At 44.2% G+C, this 16,416-nt stretch carries 14 protein-coding genes; 10 read left to right on the top strand and 4 right to left on the bottom strand.

What is annotated here, in order from left to right; all coding sequences use genetic code 11:
• Positions 1-342: 342 nt before the first annotated feature.
• Complete coding sequence (locus tag MWL85_RS06320; RefSeq protein ID WP_244400094.1) at positions 343-2,163, top strand: thiol-activated cytolysin family protein; 1,821 nt, start codon at positions 343-345, stop codon at positions 2,161-2,163.
• Positions 2,164-2,216: 53 nt separating this feature from the next.
• On the top strand, positions 2,217-4,082 hold the full coding sequence (locus MWL85_RS06315) for a thiol-activated cytolysin family protein (protein ID WP_244400093.1): 1,866 nt from the start codon (positions 2,217-2,219) through the stop codon (positions 4,080-4,082).
• 116 nt (positions 4,083-4,198) lie between these two features.
• Here MWL85_RS06315 and ribH read toward each other — a convergent pair whose 3' ends face one another.
• The 4 genes from ribH to galE form a co-directional block, all read right to left on the bottom strand.
• Complete coding sequence (gene ribH / locus MWL85_RS06310; RefSeq protein ID WP_018027550.1) at positions 4,199-4,690, bottom strand: 6,7-dimethyl-8-ribityllumazine synthase; 492 nt, start codon at positions 4,688-4,690, stop codon at positions 4,199-4,201.
• Positions 4,691-4,783: 93 nt separating this feature from the next.
• On the bottom strand, positions 4,784-5,893 hold the full coding sequence (mutY, locus tag MWL85_RS06305) for an A/G-specific adenine glycosylase (RefSeq protein ID WP_244400092.1): 1,110 nt from the start codon (positions 5,891-5,893) through the stop codon (positions 4,784-4,786).
• 6 nt (positions 5,894-5,899) lie between these two features.
• Complete coding sequence (locus MWL85_RS06300) at positions 5,900-6,853, bottom strand: ribose-phosphate pyrophosphokinase (RefSeq protein ID WP_244400091.1); 954 nt, start codon at positions 6,851-6,853, stop codon at positions 5,900-5,902.
• Between the two features lie 52 nt (positions 6,854-6,905).
• Entirely contained in the window at positions 6,906-7,931 is a 1,026-nt protein-coding gene (galE, locus tag MWL85_RS06295; protein WP_244400090.1) for a UDP-glucose 4-epimerase GalE, read from the bottom strand.
• Positions 7,932-8,474: 543 nt separating this feature from the next.
• On the opposite strand from galE, the gene MWL85_RS06290 reads away from it, so the two are divergent.
• The 8 genes from MWL85_RS06290 (at position 8,475) to MWL85_RS06255 (ending at position 16,416) form a co-directional block, all read left to right on the top strand.
• On the top strand, positions 8,475-9,215 hold the full coding sequence (locus MWL85_RS06290) for a DUF5020 family protein (protein ID WP_244400089.1): 741 nt from the start codon (positions 8,475-8,477) through the stop codon (positions 9,213-9,215).
• A gap of 60 nt (positions 9,216-9,275) precedes the next feature.
• Entirely contained in the window at positions 9,276-9,956 is a 681-nt protein-coding gene (locus tag MWL85_RS06285) for a phosphatidylserine decarboxylase family protein (protein WP_026161804.1), read from the top strand.
• 18 nt (positions 9,957-9,974) lie between these two features.
• Entirely contained in the window at positions 9,975-10,691 is a 717-nt protein-coding gene (gene pssA, locus MWL85_RS06280; RefSeq protein ID WP_244400088.1) for a CDP-diacylglycerol--serine O-phosphatidyltransferase, read from the top strand.
• A gap of 56 nt (positions 10,692-10,747) precedes the next feature.
• Entirely contained in the window at positions 10,748-11,890 is a 1,143-nt protein-coding gene (locus MWL85_RS06275; RefSeq protein WP_244400087.1) for an ABC transporter substrate-binding protein, read from the top strand.
• On the top strand, positions 11,890-12,888 hold the full coding sequence (locus tag MWL85_RS06270; RefSeq protein ID WP_244400086.1) for a FecCD family ABC transporter permease: 999 nt from the start codon (positions 11,890-11,892) through the stop codon (positions 12,886-12,888). Before MWL85_RS06275 ends, MWL85_RS06270 begins: the two co-directional genes overlap by 1 nt.
• The gene (locus tag MWL85_RS06265; RefSeq protein ID WP_244400085.1) at positions 12,885-13,643 is read left to right on the top strand and encodes an ABC transporter ATP-binding protein; all 759 of its coding nucleotides are present in this window, start codon (positions 12,885-12,887) and stop codon (positions 13,641-13,643) included. The genes MWL85_RS06270 and MWL85_RS06265 overlap by 4 nt, the downstream gene beginning before the upstream one ends.
• Positions 13,644-13,799: 156 nt before the next feature.
• Positions 13,800-14,846: a thiol-activated cytolysin family protein gene (locus tag MWL85_RS06260; protein ID WP_244400084.1), complete on the top strand. Its 1,047-nt coding sequence runs from the start codon at positions 13,800-13,802 to the stop codon at positions 14,844-14,846.
• Between the two features lie 88 nt (positions 14,847-14,934).
• Positions 14,935-16,416, top strand: coding sequence for a thiol-activated cytolysin family protein (locus MWL85_RS06255; protein WP_394802115.1), 1,482 nt, complete (start codon positions 14,935-14,937; stop codon positions 16,414-16,416).

Below are 16,416 nucleotides of genomic sequence, written 5' to 3'. Positions count from 1 at the left end.
TTTAGAGTTAGTACTTCGGTAGAGATCCTTACTCAAAATGACAACGTACGTGGAACGCTCTCTAGTTTTGTGATTTATGTTCCATTATATGTTGCCTTAAGATTTGCTATATGCACCATCTGTAGGTTAAATGTATTAATATTATGTATAAAGTTAAATAAAACAGACTTTTGCCGACCTATTTGTTGCCAAAAGTTGATTTTTACTGCCTTTTTCTTGGCTATGTTATTAATAATTATAATATTTGCATCATAAAATAAATGCAAAGATATTAATTTGGATACTAATACCAGAGTAATACTAACAATATTCATATTAACTGATAGATAGATGTTGAAAAAGATGAAAGCATTCAAATGGACCCTATTGGCTGCAACGCTCTCTTTGGGCTTAGTGCAATGTACCAATCTTCCTACTCAAGTTACAAAGGAGATTGAGGAGGAGGTCGAGAAGAAGATCGACGAGAAGAAAGTTGAGGATGAGACTCCTAATACTCCTGGAGAGAATCCTGATAACCCCAACAACCCTAACCTCCTTACGGGTGATGCTATAATCAACACACTACGAACTTATGCCGTTCCTAATGGTATGTTTGCAGGTGATGATACCCAAGGCAAAAAAGTGGTGGAGACAAAGTCTCTGCCCGGTGATGGCAAAATCTACAATAATAATGGAGTGCTTACCGACCCTAATATCGGTAATGAGCCTGGTAGCGGGTACGAAGGTGATAAACTGCTAGATGGCGTAAAGCTATATCGTAATAAGAAGCGCTACGAAAAAGCTACCTATAGTGAGCCATTGGTGCTAGCTCAGTACCTGGAGAGTGTCTACCCAGGTATGGTACTAAAGAGTGACCAGATCACCAATGGTGCTTTTGCTACCGTGGCACAATACGCAGTGAATCCTATAACGATCTCCGGTAACTGGCTTGCTACTCAAGGGACTGATGCTACATCTCTCAAGTCAAAGGTGATCGACGTGCCTTCTACCTCTACTTATAGAGACGCTTTGATTGATGTGTTTCAGGGTTTCCCAGAGGAGTCAGCTGTAAAGACTACTCTTGATATTCAGGAGGTTGATATCAGCCACGAAGGGGGTATCTCTGCAAAGTATAATCAGAAGACCTTGATGGATCTAGGGTTCGAACTTGATGCTAATGTTTCAAAGTATAAGAGCCATCTCTTAGTGCGCTTTGTGCAAAATCTATTTACCGTGTCTATGGATTTACCACAGTTTGGTCTCCTGCACAATATTAATACTGAGGGGCTTAATGGTTATAAGCCAGTCTATGTGAGTGATATCCACTACGGACGTATTTGCTATGCACTCTTCTCTAGCGATGCTCTTGCAGTAGACCTACGTGCTAGTGTCGAGGCAATGCAAAAGATGATCTTTGGTATGAGCCAAGGAGGTGGTGGTAGCTTCAACTATAGCCATGTTATGGACAATTCACAGGTGCAATATGTGGTAATTGGTGGTAGCCAGCAAGATCATACAGCATTGATGACATCTGGTACAGGACTTAAGAACATCCTTGCACAGCCTATCAATATCCGTAATGCAGCTCCTATTGCTATTAATCTTAGATTCGTTGATGATAATTCTCGTGCTCGTGTGATGAAGGCTACTGAGATGCCACTACAAGAGGCGATCTTTATTCCAAACAAGCAAAATACACTTGAGTTCGGAGCACAGCTTACTGGTATCAAAGCTACTTACGCCAAGTTCAAGAAGGCCAATGTGGCTGGAGAGGTGACCATCAAGATTCCTACAGCTGTAGGTCATAAAACTATTACGTTGCTCAACAACACCAAGAAAAATCCTCTTATCATTGAGACGGGTGATAGCTTTAGAGATGTACGCAATAGTACCAATAAGGAAAGTGCCCGTATCCTACTTTCTAGCTTTGCCAATAAAGATAAGGCGGGTTATTACGATCAACCTGTCGAGATACATGTGAAGCTCAACTTTGCCGGAATGAATGGTCTGATTGATGGCAAGGAGCTTATAGAGCTCAATATCAAGAAGCCTCTGCGCGACTTTATCTTCGACTGTCAGGATGGGGTGCTTCAGGTTGAGACCAAGGGACTTGGTGCTGGCATTAATTATAGCGTAGCCCTTGATATTAGGCTAGATCCTGTAGTTACTGGTAATTATCAGTAATCCAACCTATAGACGAGCACAATCTTTTTTCCAACAATTATAACTGGAAAAGTATGAAAAAGAATAATATATTAGCATTGATGCTAACAGGTGCCCTTATAGCTTCGTCCGTTGGCTGTACTCAAAATATTATTGTAACTCCAGAAGAGAAGAAGGAGGAGGTCAATAAAGAGGAGCCAAAGGATGGTGAAGGGCAAAATAACCCAGAGAATAACCCAGGTAACACCCCAGGAGAAAATGGTGATAATAATGACAATACACCTGGTGTGGAACCTGAAATTCCTGTCAATCCAATACCTGTACCAGCTGGGCTTAAGGGCCTAAGAGCTGCTCCTGGAGTTGAAGAGATTAAGGGCGGTCAGCGCACCTACTTCAATTATAACAGTGGAAGTGATATGAATCTATTCCACGATTATGCAGTAGGAGTGCCACCTATTACATTTGATAATAATGGTGCAGCATTCCGCCAAATGCTATTACAGTCCGATAGAAATGGGGTGACCATCTCTAGAACGCGCAATGCCAATCGAGATGACTTCCTCTACTCTGAGCAGTTCGTATTTGATCGTAAGAGCGATCAAATCTTCTTAGGAAATGTGTTGCAAGGCCGTTCGGTATCCGATGGTAGTTTTGTCCCTCTAGCAGGGGTCATTACTCAGCCTATTACTATCTCTACAGCCCTTGTCTCTACAGGTAATCCTATTCACTCACAGATTATTATGCCAAAGCTTAGTCAGTACCGCGATGTGGTAAATGGCTGGATGAGTAATGATTTTAAGCCTTCTGCAGCACGTACTAGCACTGAGATTAGAGATATCAAGATCTCAGAAGAGAGTGGTACCAATAGTGGCTTTAATATTGATGGGCTATCTGAATATCTGCAGAGTATTGGCTTTAAGCTAGAAATTGCACGTATTAAGAGGCGTACCAATATATTGGTGAAGTTTATTCAATCGGCTTATAGCGTTGCTATGGACCGACCCAATGGTTGTCTCGTGATGGATTACGACTTACAAGCCTATTTGAAAGATCGTAGTCGTCCGCTCTACATTAGTAATATCGAGTATGGAAGAGCCTACTATATTATGATTTCTAGCAACTACTCTAGCGATGAGGTCAAAGCTGCTTTTAATCTAAGTGGTAAGGGAGCTACTGAAGGATCTATGTGGAGTGCCTTCTCCGAGAGTTATTACAAGAAGATCCGTGACGAAGCCATTGTCAATGCCTCTATGGTAGGCGGTACTAGTTTTGATCATGGTGTGCTGATAGCACAAGGGTGGGAAGCCTTTAAGCAATCACTAGCCAATCAATTTCCACTTACTGCTGCTGAGCCAATTGCTATAGGGCTCAACTTCGTGGACAACAATGCTCCTGCTCAGGTCCACTACACTGGCACAGCCAATACCAAGGAGAGCATATTCATTCCTAAGTGTAAGGAATTACGTGTGAAGATGAATGCTTCAGGTATCCGTGCTACAGCAGGGTTTAAGGGTATTGGTAAAGTTCGTGTCTATGGAAAGGGATACATCTCTGTTCCAGGAAGGGGACGCCAGCAGTTCTTGAATATTCCTCAGAGTTCCTATCTCAATCTTGAGAAGGGAATGGATGAATTTGTAGTGCCTAGTGGCCGCCTTGATTTCACTAAAGTTACCGAGATAAAAATCCCTATGTTTGGAAGTCGTCTCTCTATGGAGCGAAAACTTAATCAAGAGGTAACAATTGATCTCGAGCTCAATCACTCAGGTGCCTATGGTTCTGGTCATGAGGGTTTAGGAAAGCTACAAGTCAAGATGACTCTTGCAGAGTTCCTATTCTACTGTCAGGATGGAGGTTTTACCATTTCCACTCGTGAAAATAGACTTATTGACTTCCAAGGAGAAATTAGAATACAGCTAGAGCCTTTTACGGTTATAAGTTAATATGAAAGAGAGTGTTGTATGCGTGCCACGCATGCAACACTCTCAACTTATAATTACCCAAACTACTGATAAAAAAGAGGGACCTCGACGAGGTCCCTCTTTTTTGTCAGTAGCTTTTAGAATCTTAGCATCTTGAGGGCAGTGACAGCTGCCTCTACCCCCTTATTGCCTAGTTTGCCACCAGCACGATCGAGCGCTTGCTGCTTATCGTTGGTAGTTAGCACACCATTGATAATAGGCACATAGGTGGAGCCTGATAGTTGCTTGGTATGGGTATTAAGATTGCCCAGGTTCACCATCACACTCTCCGAAATATAGTCGAAGTGAGGGGTTTCGCCTCTGATGATGCTCCCGAGTACAATGATCGCATCACAATTGCCAAATTGGAGCGTCTTGGCGGTGGCATAAAGTAGCTCAAAACTACCAGGTACGTAGCGTACCACGATATCATCCTCTCTCACACCAAATTCACGGAGGGTCTTCACTGCCCCATCTCTTAGAGCAAAGGTGATGTCACTATTCCACTCAGAGACAATGATGGTGACTTTCTTCTTCTCTCCCGAAGGTACTTGGCTCGGGTCGTAATGGCTTAGATCTGTTGTCGACATAGATTACTTGATTTATTGATCGGTGTTTACTAATTATCTAATGACCAAATATAAGACTTTCTGCTCGTCAATGCAAATTCAATGCAAATGTTTTTACTTGAAGTGGCTATTCAGAAAGGCTCGTAATGGCTTTGGAAAAGCATACAGATGATGCTCGCTGATTGCTATTTGCTCTAGTGGTGCAGGAAGTGATGGAGGAAGCTCCCCTTGCCATTGATAGGTATGTACCTTGATATGTAGTAGCCGATGTGTGAGCCGATGGTCTGGCAGATCTATCGTTTCTACCAGTTTCCATTCTCCTCCATACTGCTTATGAAGTTGCTCCTCGGTGAGAATCTCTTTCTTCTGCTCGTGCATGGGGAATTGGTAGAGCCCCTTCCAAATCGTTTTCTTATCCCGTCGCTCCACCCACATTTTATCGCCATCAAGGAGTAGGAAGTAGTCAATGTATCTGTTTTCTACAGCTGTCTTCTTTGCCTTGATAGGGAGTAGTTGCAATAGCTCTGGCTTCTCTTTGCTTCGGCAAAGTTGGGCTATAGGGCATTGGGCACAATCAGGGTTGTAGGGTGTGCAGATAGTAGCCCCTAGGTCCATCATGGCTTGATTGTACTTCCCAGCTCTTTCAGGGTCAAGAAACTCTTGGGCAAGGGCACGGTAATACTTTTGTCCAGGAGTGGTATCAATTGGAGTTTCACACGCCTCTACACGAGAAAGGACGCGGTATACATTGCCATCTACCACTGCCAAAGGGGCATTATAGGCGATACTCATGATCGCTGCTGTAGTGTAGGGACCAACCCCCTTAAGTGAGGCCACCTCTCGCTCCTCTCTTGGGAACTCGCCACCAAATGCATCCACTATCTGGCGGGCGGCAGTGAGCATATTCAGGGCTCTAGAGTAGTAGCCCAATCCTTGCCACAAGAGTAGCACCTCCTCCTCTTTCGCCTTGGCTAGGGATTGCACATCGGGGTAGGCGGTGATAAATCGGTGGTAGTAGTCCCACCCTTGTGCCACTTGCGTCTGTTGTAAAATAATCTCCGACACCCATATCTTGTAGGGGTCGTCTATGCCACGCCAGGGGAGGATACGCCCATGGGCATCAAACCACTCAAGTAGCTTTAATCGGAAGAGAGACAGCTCTCCCTGTGATCGTTGGGAGCACTGTCTCTCTTCATTATTCTTATGAACTTCTTTTGAAGCCACTATTGATTACATAGAGTAAAGGTCACTGATAGATTCATGCTCTACCACACGACGAATCGCCTCGGCAAACATGGGAGCCACTGACCGACAATTGATCTTCTCTCCACCCTTGGTGTAAGGGATCGAATTGGTGAAAATCATCTCCTTCAGTGCACTCTCCTCTATTCTGGAGGTGGCAGGATCGCTCATCACTGGGTGGCTAGCGAGTGCCCTTACCGAGCGAGCACCATTCTCTATCATCAGGTTAGCAGCCTTGGTCATTGTGCCAGCAGTATCTACGATATCGTCTACTAGTAGCACGTCCTTGCCCTCTACATCGCCAATAATGCGCATCTCAGCTACCACATTGGCACGTAGACGGAGTTTATGACAGATCACGAGAGGTACCCCGAGAGTCTTGGCATAGGTGTTGGCACGCTTAGTACCTCCTACGTCAGGAGTAGCAATCACCAGGTTTTCGTGAGAAATCTCATTCTTCTCAATCAACTCCTTTACATAGTCAACGAAGATGTTGGAGGCATAAAGGTGGTCCACTGGCACATCAAAGAAGCCTTGGATCTGGTCGGCATGTAGGTCCATCGTAATCAGTCGAGAGATACCAGCCGTCTGGAGTAGATCGGCGATGAGCTTGGCACCGATAGATACTCTAGGCTTATCCTTACGGTCTTGGCGTGCCCAACCGAAGTAGGGGATAACCGCAGTAATATAGTGTGCACTTGCCCTCTTGGCAGCGTCAATCATCAGGAGGAGCTCCATCAGATTGTCAGTGGTGGGTTGTGTAGACTGTACTAAGAAAATGTCCTTTCCGCGGATCGACTCCTCATAGTAGACCGCAAATTCGCCATCGGCGAAACGATCTACACGCATTTTCCCTAGTTCGCAGTCTAAGCTCTTGCAAATCTCCTCGGTAAGATATAGGCTCTTAGTTCCCGAGAAAACGGCAAATTCATTTGGTCTCATTGCTTGTTGTAAGTTGTGTTGTTATGTAGTTTTGTTTCTTTGTTTTCTAGTTTTATGGCTTAGTGATTTTTTGTTGCCATTTCCATGCACTCTTTAGCGCCTCTTGGAGCGTGCTCTGTGCCCTCCAACCAAGTACTTCATTCGCCTTAGTTGGGTCGGCCCACACCTGCTCTATGTCCCCTTCTCGTCTTGCCCCTATCTTATGTGGCACCTTTACACCGGTTGCCTCTTCAAAGGTATGGATCAGTTCCAATACACTGGCTCCACGCCCCGTACCGATGTTGAATACCTCCAGAGGTTCAGTTGCTTTAGCCTCTAGTAGCCTATCAATTGCCACCACGTGTGCCTTCGCAAGGTCCACCACATGGATATAATCGCGGATGCAAGAACCATCGGGTGTATTGTAGTCGTCCCCAAATACCGTCAGCTCCTTCCGAATGCCAGCTGCCGTCTGCGTTAAATAAGGAATGAGGTTTTGTGGGACTCCAAGTGGAAGCTCCCCGATCTCTGCCGATGGGTGAGCACCGATCGGATTGAAGTAGCGTAGCAAGATGGCTCTAAAGTCCACTCCAGAGTGGATGGTATCACGAATGATCTCCTCATTGATCTGCTTTGAATTGCCATAAGGCGAAGTGGCGGGTAGGATAGGTGCCTCCTCAGTTACGGGCAACTCCTTAGGCTGACCGTAGACCGTACAAGAGGAGGAGAAGACGATCCCTTTGGTGCCAAACTCCTTCATCAGCTCCAGCTGCACGATGAGCGAGAGGATATTATTGCGATAGTAAAGGAGGGGCTTCTCTACCGATTCGCCCACCGCTTTACTGGCAGCAAAGTGAATCACCCCATCTGGGCGGTGACGATCATATATCTCTCGCATCGCTGCTTGGTCGTTGCAGTCTACTTGGTAAAATATTGGCTCCACACCCGAAATCGCTTTGATACCATTCAGTACCTCACGATTGGAGTTGGAGAGGTTGTCTACAATGATCACCTCATACCCCACGGCCTGAAGCTCCACCGTAGTGTGGCTACCAATGTAGCCCATTCCACCGGTCACTAAAATCCTTTTTGGGTTCATGCTCTATCTATCTCTATAACTATTGACCTGCTGGTCTAAACTTTTTACAAATTTAGAGAAATAAAATGAGGTAGGCTAATCCAACGCCCATAAGCGTTGGCAGGGGTTACGCATTAGAATAGTCTTGTAAGTGGTAGTTATCGGAGTATCTATGAATAAGGAGATTGTTACTCTGAGTTCATAATTAACATCCACGGATAAATCGATACCACAAATAAGGGGGCTGCTGGTCTTCGTACAACTGCCCAAAAAAGCAACAGCTAAGTGGCCAAAAGTTTAGTTGCAACTAAGCAATTGCTTTGTTGCATCTCGGCATTTGCTTAGTTGCATCTCGCCGATCGCTTAGTTGCAACTCAGTTTTATCTTTTATATAGTATTGAATATCAGTTTGTTATAAATGGACTTTTTGGACCACTACTTCCTCCTATTTTATAGGGTCATTAACTTATACATATACTCCTAATGCGTAACTCCTGCAAGCGTTGGAGTTATGCCTCTGCAACTGTGATATTTTTTGTAGCTTTGCTTTTAGATGTTAAATTAATGATTGTACAAGAGATGAGAGTTCAACTTAAACTAGTAGTAGCGGTACTTTTTCTATCGCTCTTTTCTGTAGCTAAGGCACAGACTCAGGTGGAGTATCACCATATTGTAGGTAAGTATTTTTATGAGGAGCTGAAGGAGGGGCATCTTCCAGCCAATTTGGTGACGATCCAGCATCTATCTTCGGATAAGTGGGGTAGCAACTTCTTATTCGTGGACATGAATATGGGGGATGGTAACCTGCAAAATGCTTATACTCAGATACACCGCTATACGAAGTTTTGGAAGGCACCAATCTATATCCTTACCCAGTATAATGGGGGATTGGCAAGAGGAAGCGAGACCGCTTTCAACCACTCTTACCTCGGTGGTGTGGCATGGAAGTATAGCGATGTGGCACGTCAGACTTACCTTGGAGTCAATATGGCGTATCGCTATGACCAAGGGTGGGCGAAGCCTCACAATATGACCCTCCATACCACTTGGAGCTGGACCAGCTGGAACCGTGTCTTTACACTCTGTGGCTTTGGCACCCTAAGCACTCAAAACCTTGAGGGGGTGAAGAGTGGGGTAAATTTCCTTGCAGAGCCTCAGTTTTGGGTAAATCTCAATCAGTTTGTCGGTGTCCACGATGACTTTAATTTGAGCCTTGGTACAGAGGTGAAGGTCTCCTACAGTATGCTGGCCCCAGATAAGTTTTACGTGCTTCCTACCGTGGGTCTTAAGTGGACTTTTAAGTAATCAATTGGGCATAGTGCCTATATAAGTATTTGGTTTATGTCGAAGCGTGAAAAGCGCTTATTGCGTGTTCATACGGAGGGGCTAGCCTTTTTGGTGGGAGCTACCGTACTCTTGGGACTCTCATTGGTGTTCCTCTATATCCTTGTAGAGTCGAAGGTGCCTTTTTGGATTTGGCTGGTTTGTGTGGTGATCTTGCTAGGGCTCTCCTTTAACTTTTATCGATTCCCAAAGCGTAAGCAGCAGTCTACTGACCCTCGTGCGGTGCTGGCGGCTACCGATGGTAAGATTGTGGTGATAGAGCGTGTCTATGAGCCCGAAATCCTAAAGTGCGATTGCATTCAGATTTCTACCTTTATGACCATCTTCAATGTGCATGCTCAGTGGTTTCCAATTGCTGGTAAGGTGACTTATCTTGACCACCATAATGGGCGCTTTATGAGTGCTAACCTACCTAAGAGTAGTGTGGAGAATGAGCGGAGTACCATTTTGATCCAGACGGAGCATGGGCAGCAGGTACTGGTGCGTCAGATAGCTGGTGCAGTGGCAAGGCGTATCATCACTTATGCCGAGGTGGGTGAGCGATACGAGACGGATGAGCCACTTGGCTTCATCAAGTTCGGTTCGCGGGTGGATCTTTTCCTACCACTGGGGAGTGAGATTAAAGTGGAGCTCGGTCAGGTGGTTTGGGGTAATGAGACGCTGATGGCGGTCTTGCCTAAGGTGGATCAGAGCCAAAGCTAATGTGTATATCAGTAGATCATGAAGATTCGTAAGCATATCCCCAATCTCATCAGCCTAGGCAATGCCTTTTTTGGCACCTTGGCGACCTACTATGCCCTGAAGTATGGCGACTTATTTACGGCAATTATCTTTATGCTTTTGGCGGCGGTGATGGACTTCTTTGATGGCTTTACCGCGAGAAAGCTCCAAGCTTTCTCACCTCTGGGCAAGGATATTGACTCGCTTTGCGATGTGATCTCCTTTGGGGTGGCGCCTTCTATGATGATGACGGTGGCACTTGAGGCGATCAACTTCCCTCTACCAGAGCTGGCTCTGGTGGTGGTGCCTGCCTCGGTCTATCGACTGGCAAAGTTTAATCACGATACGCGCCAGACGGTCTCTTTTATTGGGCTTCCTACACCAGCCAATGCACTTTTCCTTGCTGGGCTCGCCTATTATACTTTGACGAATGCCGGTGTGATTAGTACCGTGCCCCTGACTATTAAGTACAAGGTCTACCCCCTCTATGGGATTGTGGTATTGCTCCTCTCCTACCTATTGATATCGGAGATCCCTATGTTTTCCCTTAAGGGTTCTACCACCATGAGTAGAGCTGGACACCTGACTCGTATAGGAGTGGTGGTTGCTGTGGCGATAGTGGGGGTGATCCTGTGGAGCTTTAGTGGCTTGGCATTGGCACTAGGACTTTATTTGCTGATTAATCTATGGGATCACTTTAAGAAGATGATCCCTTAACTATCCGCAGAACTTTATCTGAACTATTTCATCAACTCCCAAAAATATCTTTAACTATGAAACTGAGACATCTATCCATTTATCTGATTGCCTGCTTGCTCTTTGCTTGTGGAAAGGAGTCGAAGAGCTATGAGGAGCTGCTGACCCCTCTGTATACTCCTGAATATGCTACTGGCTTTACTATCTATTCGATTGAAGGGCAGGAGAGTACGATCATCAGAATTACCAACCCTTGGCAGGGAGCTAGTGGAGTGGTGATGGATACTTATGTGGAGCGAAATGGAGAGAAAGCACCTGAAGGTTTTACCGGTCAGGTGGTGAAGGCGGGTGCAGAACGATTGGTAGCACTATCAACTACGCATGTGGGGATGCTGGAGTACCTCGGCTATGAGCGGAGAGTGGTGGGTGTTAGTGGGCTGCAGTATCTGATTAATGATTATCTTACCGACCCTAAGAATGGGGTGGTAGACTTAGGTGAGCAGATACAGTATGAAACCCTTGTGGGGTTGCGTCCGGATGTGGTCTTTTGCTACGGAGTCTCTGATGCCGAAACACTTATGACCGATAAGTTGGAGGAGCTGGGGATACCTTATATATATAGTGGTGCTTATTTGGAACCTTCAGCTTTGGGAAAGAGTGAGTGGGTGATTATGTTTGCCGAGATTCTTGACCAACGAGAGAAGGGGATCTCGTGCTTCCAACAGATAGTGCACAACTATCAAGAGGCATTGGCTATTGCTGCCAATGTGCCTGAGGAGGAGCGACCTCGGGTGATGCTCAATACTCCATTCAACGATGTGTGGGTATTGCCTGCGACGCAGAGTGTGACCGCTTCGCTCATCAGAGATGCAGGGGCTATCCCTGAGACTGGCGAGAAAGAGGTTGGAGATGTGTCGCATATTGGTATGGAGGAGGCGTTGGAAAAACTCTCTAAGGCTGATTACTGGATTGGACTTGGCATGGCAACCAGCTACAAAGAGCTCCCTGAGGTATTGCGGACGCATGCCAAGGAGATTCGCCCCATCCAATTGGATCATCTCTACAATAATAATGCGATTATCTCTGAGGCTGGTGGTACAGCCTATTATCAAGAGGGGATTGTTCGTCCCGACCTGATCCTTAAAGACTTAATAGAGATCTTTCATCCAGAGCTTCAGGAGCATACTCTTTACTTTTACCGTCATATAGCTGTGGAGTGATGTCTAGGCGAGGGGCTTACTTTGTGGTACTTATCCTGCTACTGTTGCTATTCTTTATTGGCGACCTTTTGGTGGGGGATGTGCTGTGTACTCCTAGCGAGGTGATACAGGCTTTCCTAGGAGGTGGTAATGAAGGGGTAGGGTATATCATCACCAAGGTGAGGCTCACGCGGGTATTGGTGGCTTTGATCGTTGGGATTTCTCTACCGGTCTGTGGGTTGATGATGCAGACGATGTTTGAAAACCCTCTTGCCGATCCCTATATCTTGGGGGTTAGTTCGGGTACGAGCCTTGGTGTGGCACTCTTTATGCTGGGCGTTCCACTGCTAGGGAGTGCGGTGCCACAGTGGGTACTGGACTTTGGTGTCCTAGGTGCTGGATGGCTGGGTGCACTCTTGGTGCTTTTTCTGATCTTGATGCTGAGCCGTAAGATAGCCAATATCTTTGGGGTGCTGGTGGTCGGCGTGATGCTGAGCTATATTGTCTCCTCTATCATTCAGATACTCCAGTACTATTCGAGTGCGGAGCAGCTCAAGCTCTACACGCTTTGGAGTCTTGGTTCTTTTTCAAGTATTACTCGTAGCCATCTGCAGTTATTGATTCCTGTGATGGTGGTGGGGCTTATGCTTTCCTTCCTCTCTGTCAAGTCGCTCAATCTGCAATTGCTGGGTGACGAGTATGCTCAAACGATGGGCATGAATCGAAAGCGGACACGTATGATGGTTTTTGGTGCTACTACGTTGATGGCTGGTACGGTGACGACTTACTGCGGCCCGATTGGTTTTATTGGTCTGGCGATGCCTCATGCCACACGCTATATCTTTCGCACTTCCGATCATGCGGTTTTGCTCCCTGCTACAATGCTTATGGGTGGAATTGCTATGCTACTCTGCGATATGATTGCTAAGTGGCTAGTGATACCGATTAACTCGGTTACGGCTTTATTGGGTATTCCTATTATTCTAAAGGTGGTCTTTAGCCAATTATCCAAGCGATGAAGGTAGAGCTGAAAGAGGTCTCGGTGGGGTATCAAACTCCTTTGGTCGAGGGTGCCAATGCACTATTGGAGAGTGGCGACCTTGTGGCATTATTGGGAAGAAATGGTGCGGGTAAGAGTACGCTTTTAAGACATCTTGCTGGTCTGCTCCCCCTGCTATCGGGGACAGTGCTAGTGGGTGGGCAACCTATCCATCAGCTGAGTGAGTCGCAACGAGCTAGGCTGATGAGTGTCGTGACCACCCGAAGAAGTAGAGCGCCTCAGCTGACCGCTTTTGAGGTGGTGGGCTTGGGGAGAAGTCCTTACACGAATAGAATGGGGCGCCTCTCTAATCATGATAGAGCGGTGGTGGAGGAGTCGCTGGAACTAGTGGGTATCTCCCACCTTGCTCATAGGTATGTGAGCCAGATCAGTGATGGGGAAAATCAACGAGTGATGATTGCAAGGGCTTTAGCCCAAGATACGCCAGTAATCCTGCTAGATGAGCCGACAGCTTTTCTCGACCTGCCTAACCGGTACGATCTAGCGCTACTTCTTAAGAGACTCTCTTCGGAGCGACAAAAGGTGATCGTCTTTAGTACTCATGATTTGGATGTTGCTCTACAGCTCTGCAACCGAATTATGCTGATTCACAATCAACAACTGACTACCCTTCCCACTTCTGAGATGAAGGAGAGCCATTTAATCCAGCAACTCTTTAGCTCGGACCAAATTGAGTTTGACCCGCAGACGGGAGCGGTACATATCCGCCTATAAAAATGAATCTTTGAATGAAGGACCGTTCTTGTAGAAATAATGCTAAGTGCCATCTTTCTGTGAATGTTAATGCTATTAAATTTGTATTATTGAAATTAAATAGCTACCTTTGCCGTAGAGTCGTTTTTTTATTAATCATTTTTAACCTCTGTCTATATGAAAGCAACAAACCTAATCACTATGATCGCTCTAATACCTCTTTGCTTGAGTTGCACGCAAAGGAGCTACTTAGCTGAGGATGATATTCAAGTATTAAACCAACAGACTGTAGGTAGTAATCTGTGGTATGACGAAGCTTACGAGCTCGTTAATGGCATAGAACATAGGATCACTAATCCGAACTTACTACGTTCAGTTTATGAGTTTTATTATCCTGTTGTAGTAGTTGAAACTCCAATCTTTCTTGGCTCGGTTCTTGAGGAAAAGTCTATCTTGAATGGATTGTTGAAACCTGTTGGTAGCTCTTTAGATTGTAAGGATTCAATACGTATATCGTTTTCTTTCCCAGCAGAAACTTATGTTATTAAACCCACTCTCGCTAGCTTGAGAGAGACTATAGTTAAAGCGACAAATGGGAAGAACTTTTCAGGTAAACAATCGCAGCGATTTATGTATAGATTTAAGCAAATATATAGCTATAAAGAACTTAATATAGCCTTTGGTGCAAAAGTTGCGATAGGTAGCTTTTTTCATATTGAAGGTAAAAGTGACGAAGTCGCTCTTTCGCATAATACAGCTATGTATATTGATTTCGGGCAAACCTATTTTAACGTGATTATGGATTTTCCTGAAGATGGTAATATTTTCAAAAATGAGGAGGTCAAAAGAAAGTTTCTTGGCGTTAATCCAGTTTATATTAACCTAATAAATTACGGGAGAAAAGGCATTATTTTGGTGGAGTCCGATGTTGATTATAGCAAACTATCGTTGGCAGTGAGAGCTGCCTTTAAGGCTAAAGTTGTCGATGGAGAATTGAATCTTGATGTACAGCATAAGGAGATTCTTTCCAAGGCAAATATTGTAATTTGTATCGTTGGGGGCTTCGGAGATGGACAAGTAGCTACTGTTAGGGGATTTGATGCTTTTGAAGATTATATTATTAATGGAGGAGTTTACACAAACGAAGTATATGGTGTGCCTATTTCCTTTTCTGGAGCATATGCTAAAGATAACGCCTTATTTGTCTCAACAGTAGAATTATAGTATTTTTATGAGCATAATAAATATTACTAGAGTGAGTGGTATGCTACTTGTTTGTAGTTTAGCTTTTCTCTCTTGCACAGAAACATCTATGGGTGTGGAAAATGAATTACAATCTCTCAGGTTGGAGAAGTATCCATCTGTTATTCACGTAGATTCTTCATATACATATATGGGTGATGAGTTATATAATCGTTTGTTAAATGAGTATAATTTTAAAAGCAGTGTGAATAATGGTCTAAGATCACTTAATCCAGATGACGAAAGCTTCTTTAATAAGAAGATGGTGGTTAAGACGATTAATCCGATCATTCTATATGGTCAGAGCTGTATTTATCCTGGTTCTATTCTTGAGGGAAATAGTATTAATGAACAAAAGTTTAAGCCAATTATACTCCCGAATAGAAGACCAATTACGGTATCTTCTTCTTTAACTCATACATATGCTAAAAGCACCTCTAAAGTAATTGAGAACCCTTCTTATTCCAAGCTGAATGACTATGTCAAGGAGATGGTTAGAGATGGGTCTTTCGCTCAGTCCGAAAAGTTTATGTTTCATCAAGCTAGATTCACTTTTTTTGATGAGATAAAAACTGCACTAGGTGCCAATGTAGATGTTCGGGGGCTTTTTTCATCAAGGAAAGAACAGTCAACCGAGTTGAGAAATCGAATAGTTAAGAGCACTGGGATGTATGTGAAGTTTTATCAATCTGCCTTTACCGTAAATACGGATATTGAGCCTCTAAGTGATACAACTGTTAAAGGTAGCTCTTCTTACGAACCTGTTTATGTGAATTCGGTAACCTATGGCAGGATGGGGATTCTTGTATTTGAAACCGATGAAGATTATATATTTGCTAAGAAGTGTATTTCTAAGGAGTTCAGTAGAATTTTTCAATCAGGAAAAGAAAAATTGACGAGGGAAGAGGAGCAATTCTTTAATGAAACCGAATTTAAGCTTTTAGTGATCGGTGGAGATAGTAATTATACTGTTCATTCAATAAATGGCTATGCTGAATTCCTTGAAATGATATATAAATCTCGCTTTACAGAAGAAGCTTATGGGGTTCCAATTTCATGTACCTTTGCTTATGCAAATTCACATGAAATTGTGGAACTTGAGATTGAGAATACTATCTATATAGAACCTTTATTTGTAAGTGTTGATCGTGCTGAATCAAGAGGCTATTCTGATGATAAGGGGTTATATTCGTCCTCTTCCAGTGATATTTATCTTTCATTTTATAGAGATAGGGAAAAGACGAAAAAGGCTTTTCCAAAACCCGATATCGAATTTAGAGTTACACGATGTCATACAGAGAAGCATTACTACCCCGATTACAATAATTGGCCCGCAATATTAATTGATAGCGATGATAACGAGGAGTTAGTGTGTCTAAGAAATGTTGATTATAAACCCATGATATATGTCGGATCAGATTATTATCAATATTCTCAAAGTGGTCCAGCACCACTATCTCCAATGCAATCAATCTACCAATACCAATGGGAAGCTAATGAAAAATCAGTTTCACATACCTTTCATAAAAGTCCATTTTTTAGATATGTTTAG

The organism is Porphyromonas somerae, from assembly GCF_022845615.1.
Taxonomy (GTDB): domain Bacteria; phylum Bacteroidota; class Bacteroidia; order Bacteroidales; family Porphyromonadaceae; genus Porphyromonas_A; species Porphyromonas_A somerae.
The sequence above is the reverse complement of the archived record's forward strand: the minus strand, read 5'-3'. Positions and strand labels throughout refer to the sequence as shown.

What these genes read in the sequence shown, in the direction of transcription:
- MWL85_RS06320 (WP_244400094.1), top strand. Translation starts at nt 343, where the DNA reads ATGAAAGCATTCAAATGGACCCTATTGGCTGCAACGCTCTCTTTGGGC.
- MWL85_RS06315 (WP_244400093.1), top strand. Translation starts at nt 2,217, where the DNA reads ATGAAAAAGAATAATATATTAGCATTGATGCTAACAGGTGCCCTTATA.
- ribH (WP_018027550.1), bottom strand. Translation starts at nt 4,690, where the DNA reads ATGTCGACAACAGATCTAAGCCATTACGACCCGAGCCAAGTACCTTCG.
- MWL85_RS06300 (WP_244400091.1), bottom strand. Translation starts at nt 6,853, where the DNA reads ATGAGACCAAATGAATTTGCCGTTTTCTCGGGAACTAAGAGCCTATAT.
- galE (WP_244400090.1), bottom strand. Translation starts at nt 7,931, where the DNA reads ATGAACCCAAAAAGGATTTTAGTGACCGGTGGAATGGGCTACATTGGT.
- MWL85_RS06290 (WP_244400089.1), top strand. Translation starts at nt 8,475, where the DNA reads ATGATTGTACAAGAGATGAGAGTTCAACTTAAACTAGTAGTAGCGGTA.
- pssA (WP_244400088.1), top strand. Translation starts at nt 9,975, where the DNA reads ATGAAGATTCGTAAGCATATCCCCAATCTCATCAGCCTAGGCAATGCC.
- MWL85_RS06275 (WP_244400087.1), top strand. Translation starts at nt 10,748, where the DNA reads ATGAAACTGAGACATCTATCCATTTATCTGATTGCCTGCTTGCTCTTT.
- MWL85_RS06270 (WP_244400086.1), top strand. Translation starts at nt 11,890, where the DNA reads ATGTCTAGGCGAGGGGCTTACTTTGTGGTACTTATCCTGCTACTGTTG.
- MWL85_RS06265 (WP_244400085.1), top strand. Translation starts at nt 12,885, where the DNA reads ATGAAGGTAGAGCTGAAAGAGGTCTCGGTGGGGTATCAAACTCCTTTG.
- MWL85_RS06260 (WP_244400084.1), top strand. Translation starts at nt 13,800, where the DNA reads ATGAAAGCAACAAACCTAATCACTATGATCGCTCTAATACCTCTTTGC.
- MWL85_RS06255 (WP_394802115.1), top strand. Translation starts at nt 14,935, where the DNA reads ATGGGTGTGGAAAATGAATTACAATCTCTCAGGTTGGAGAAGTATCCA.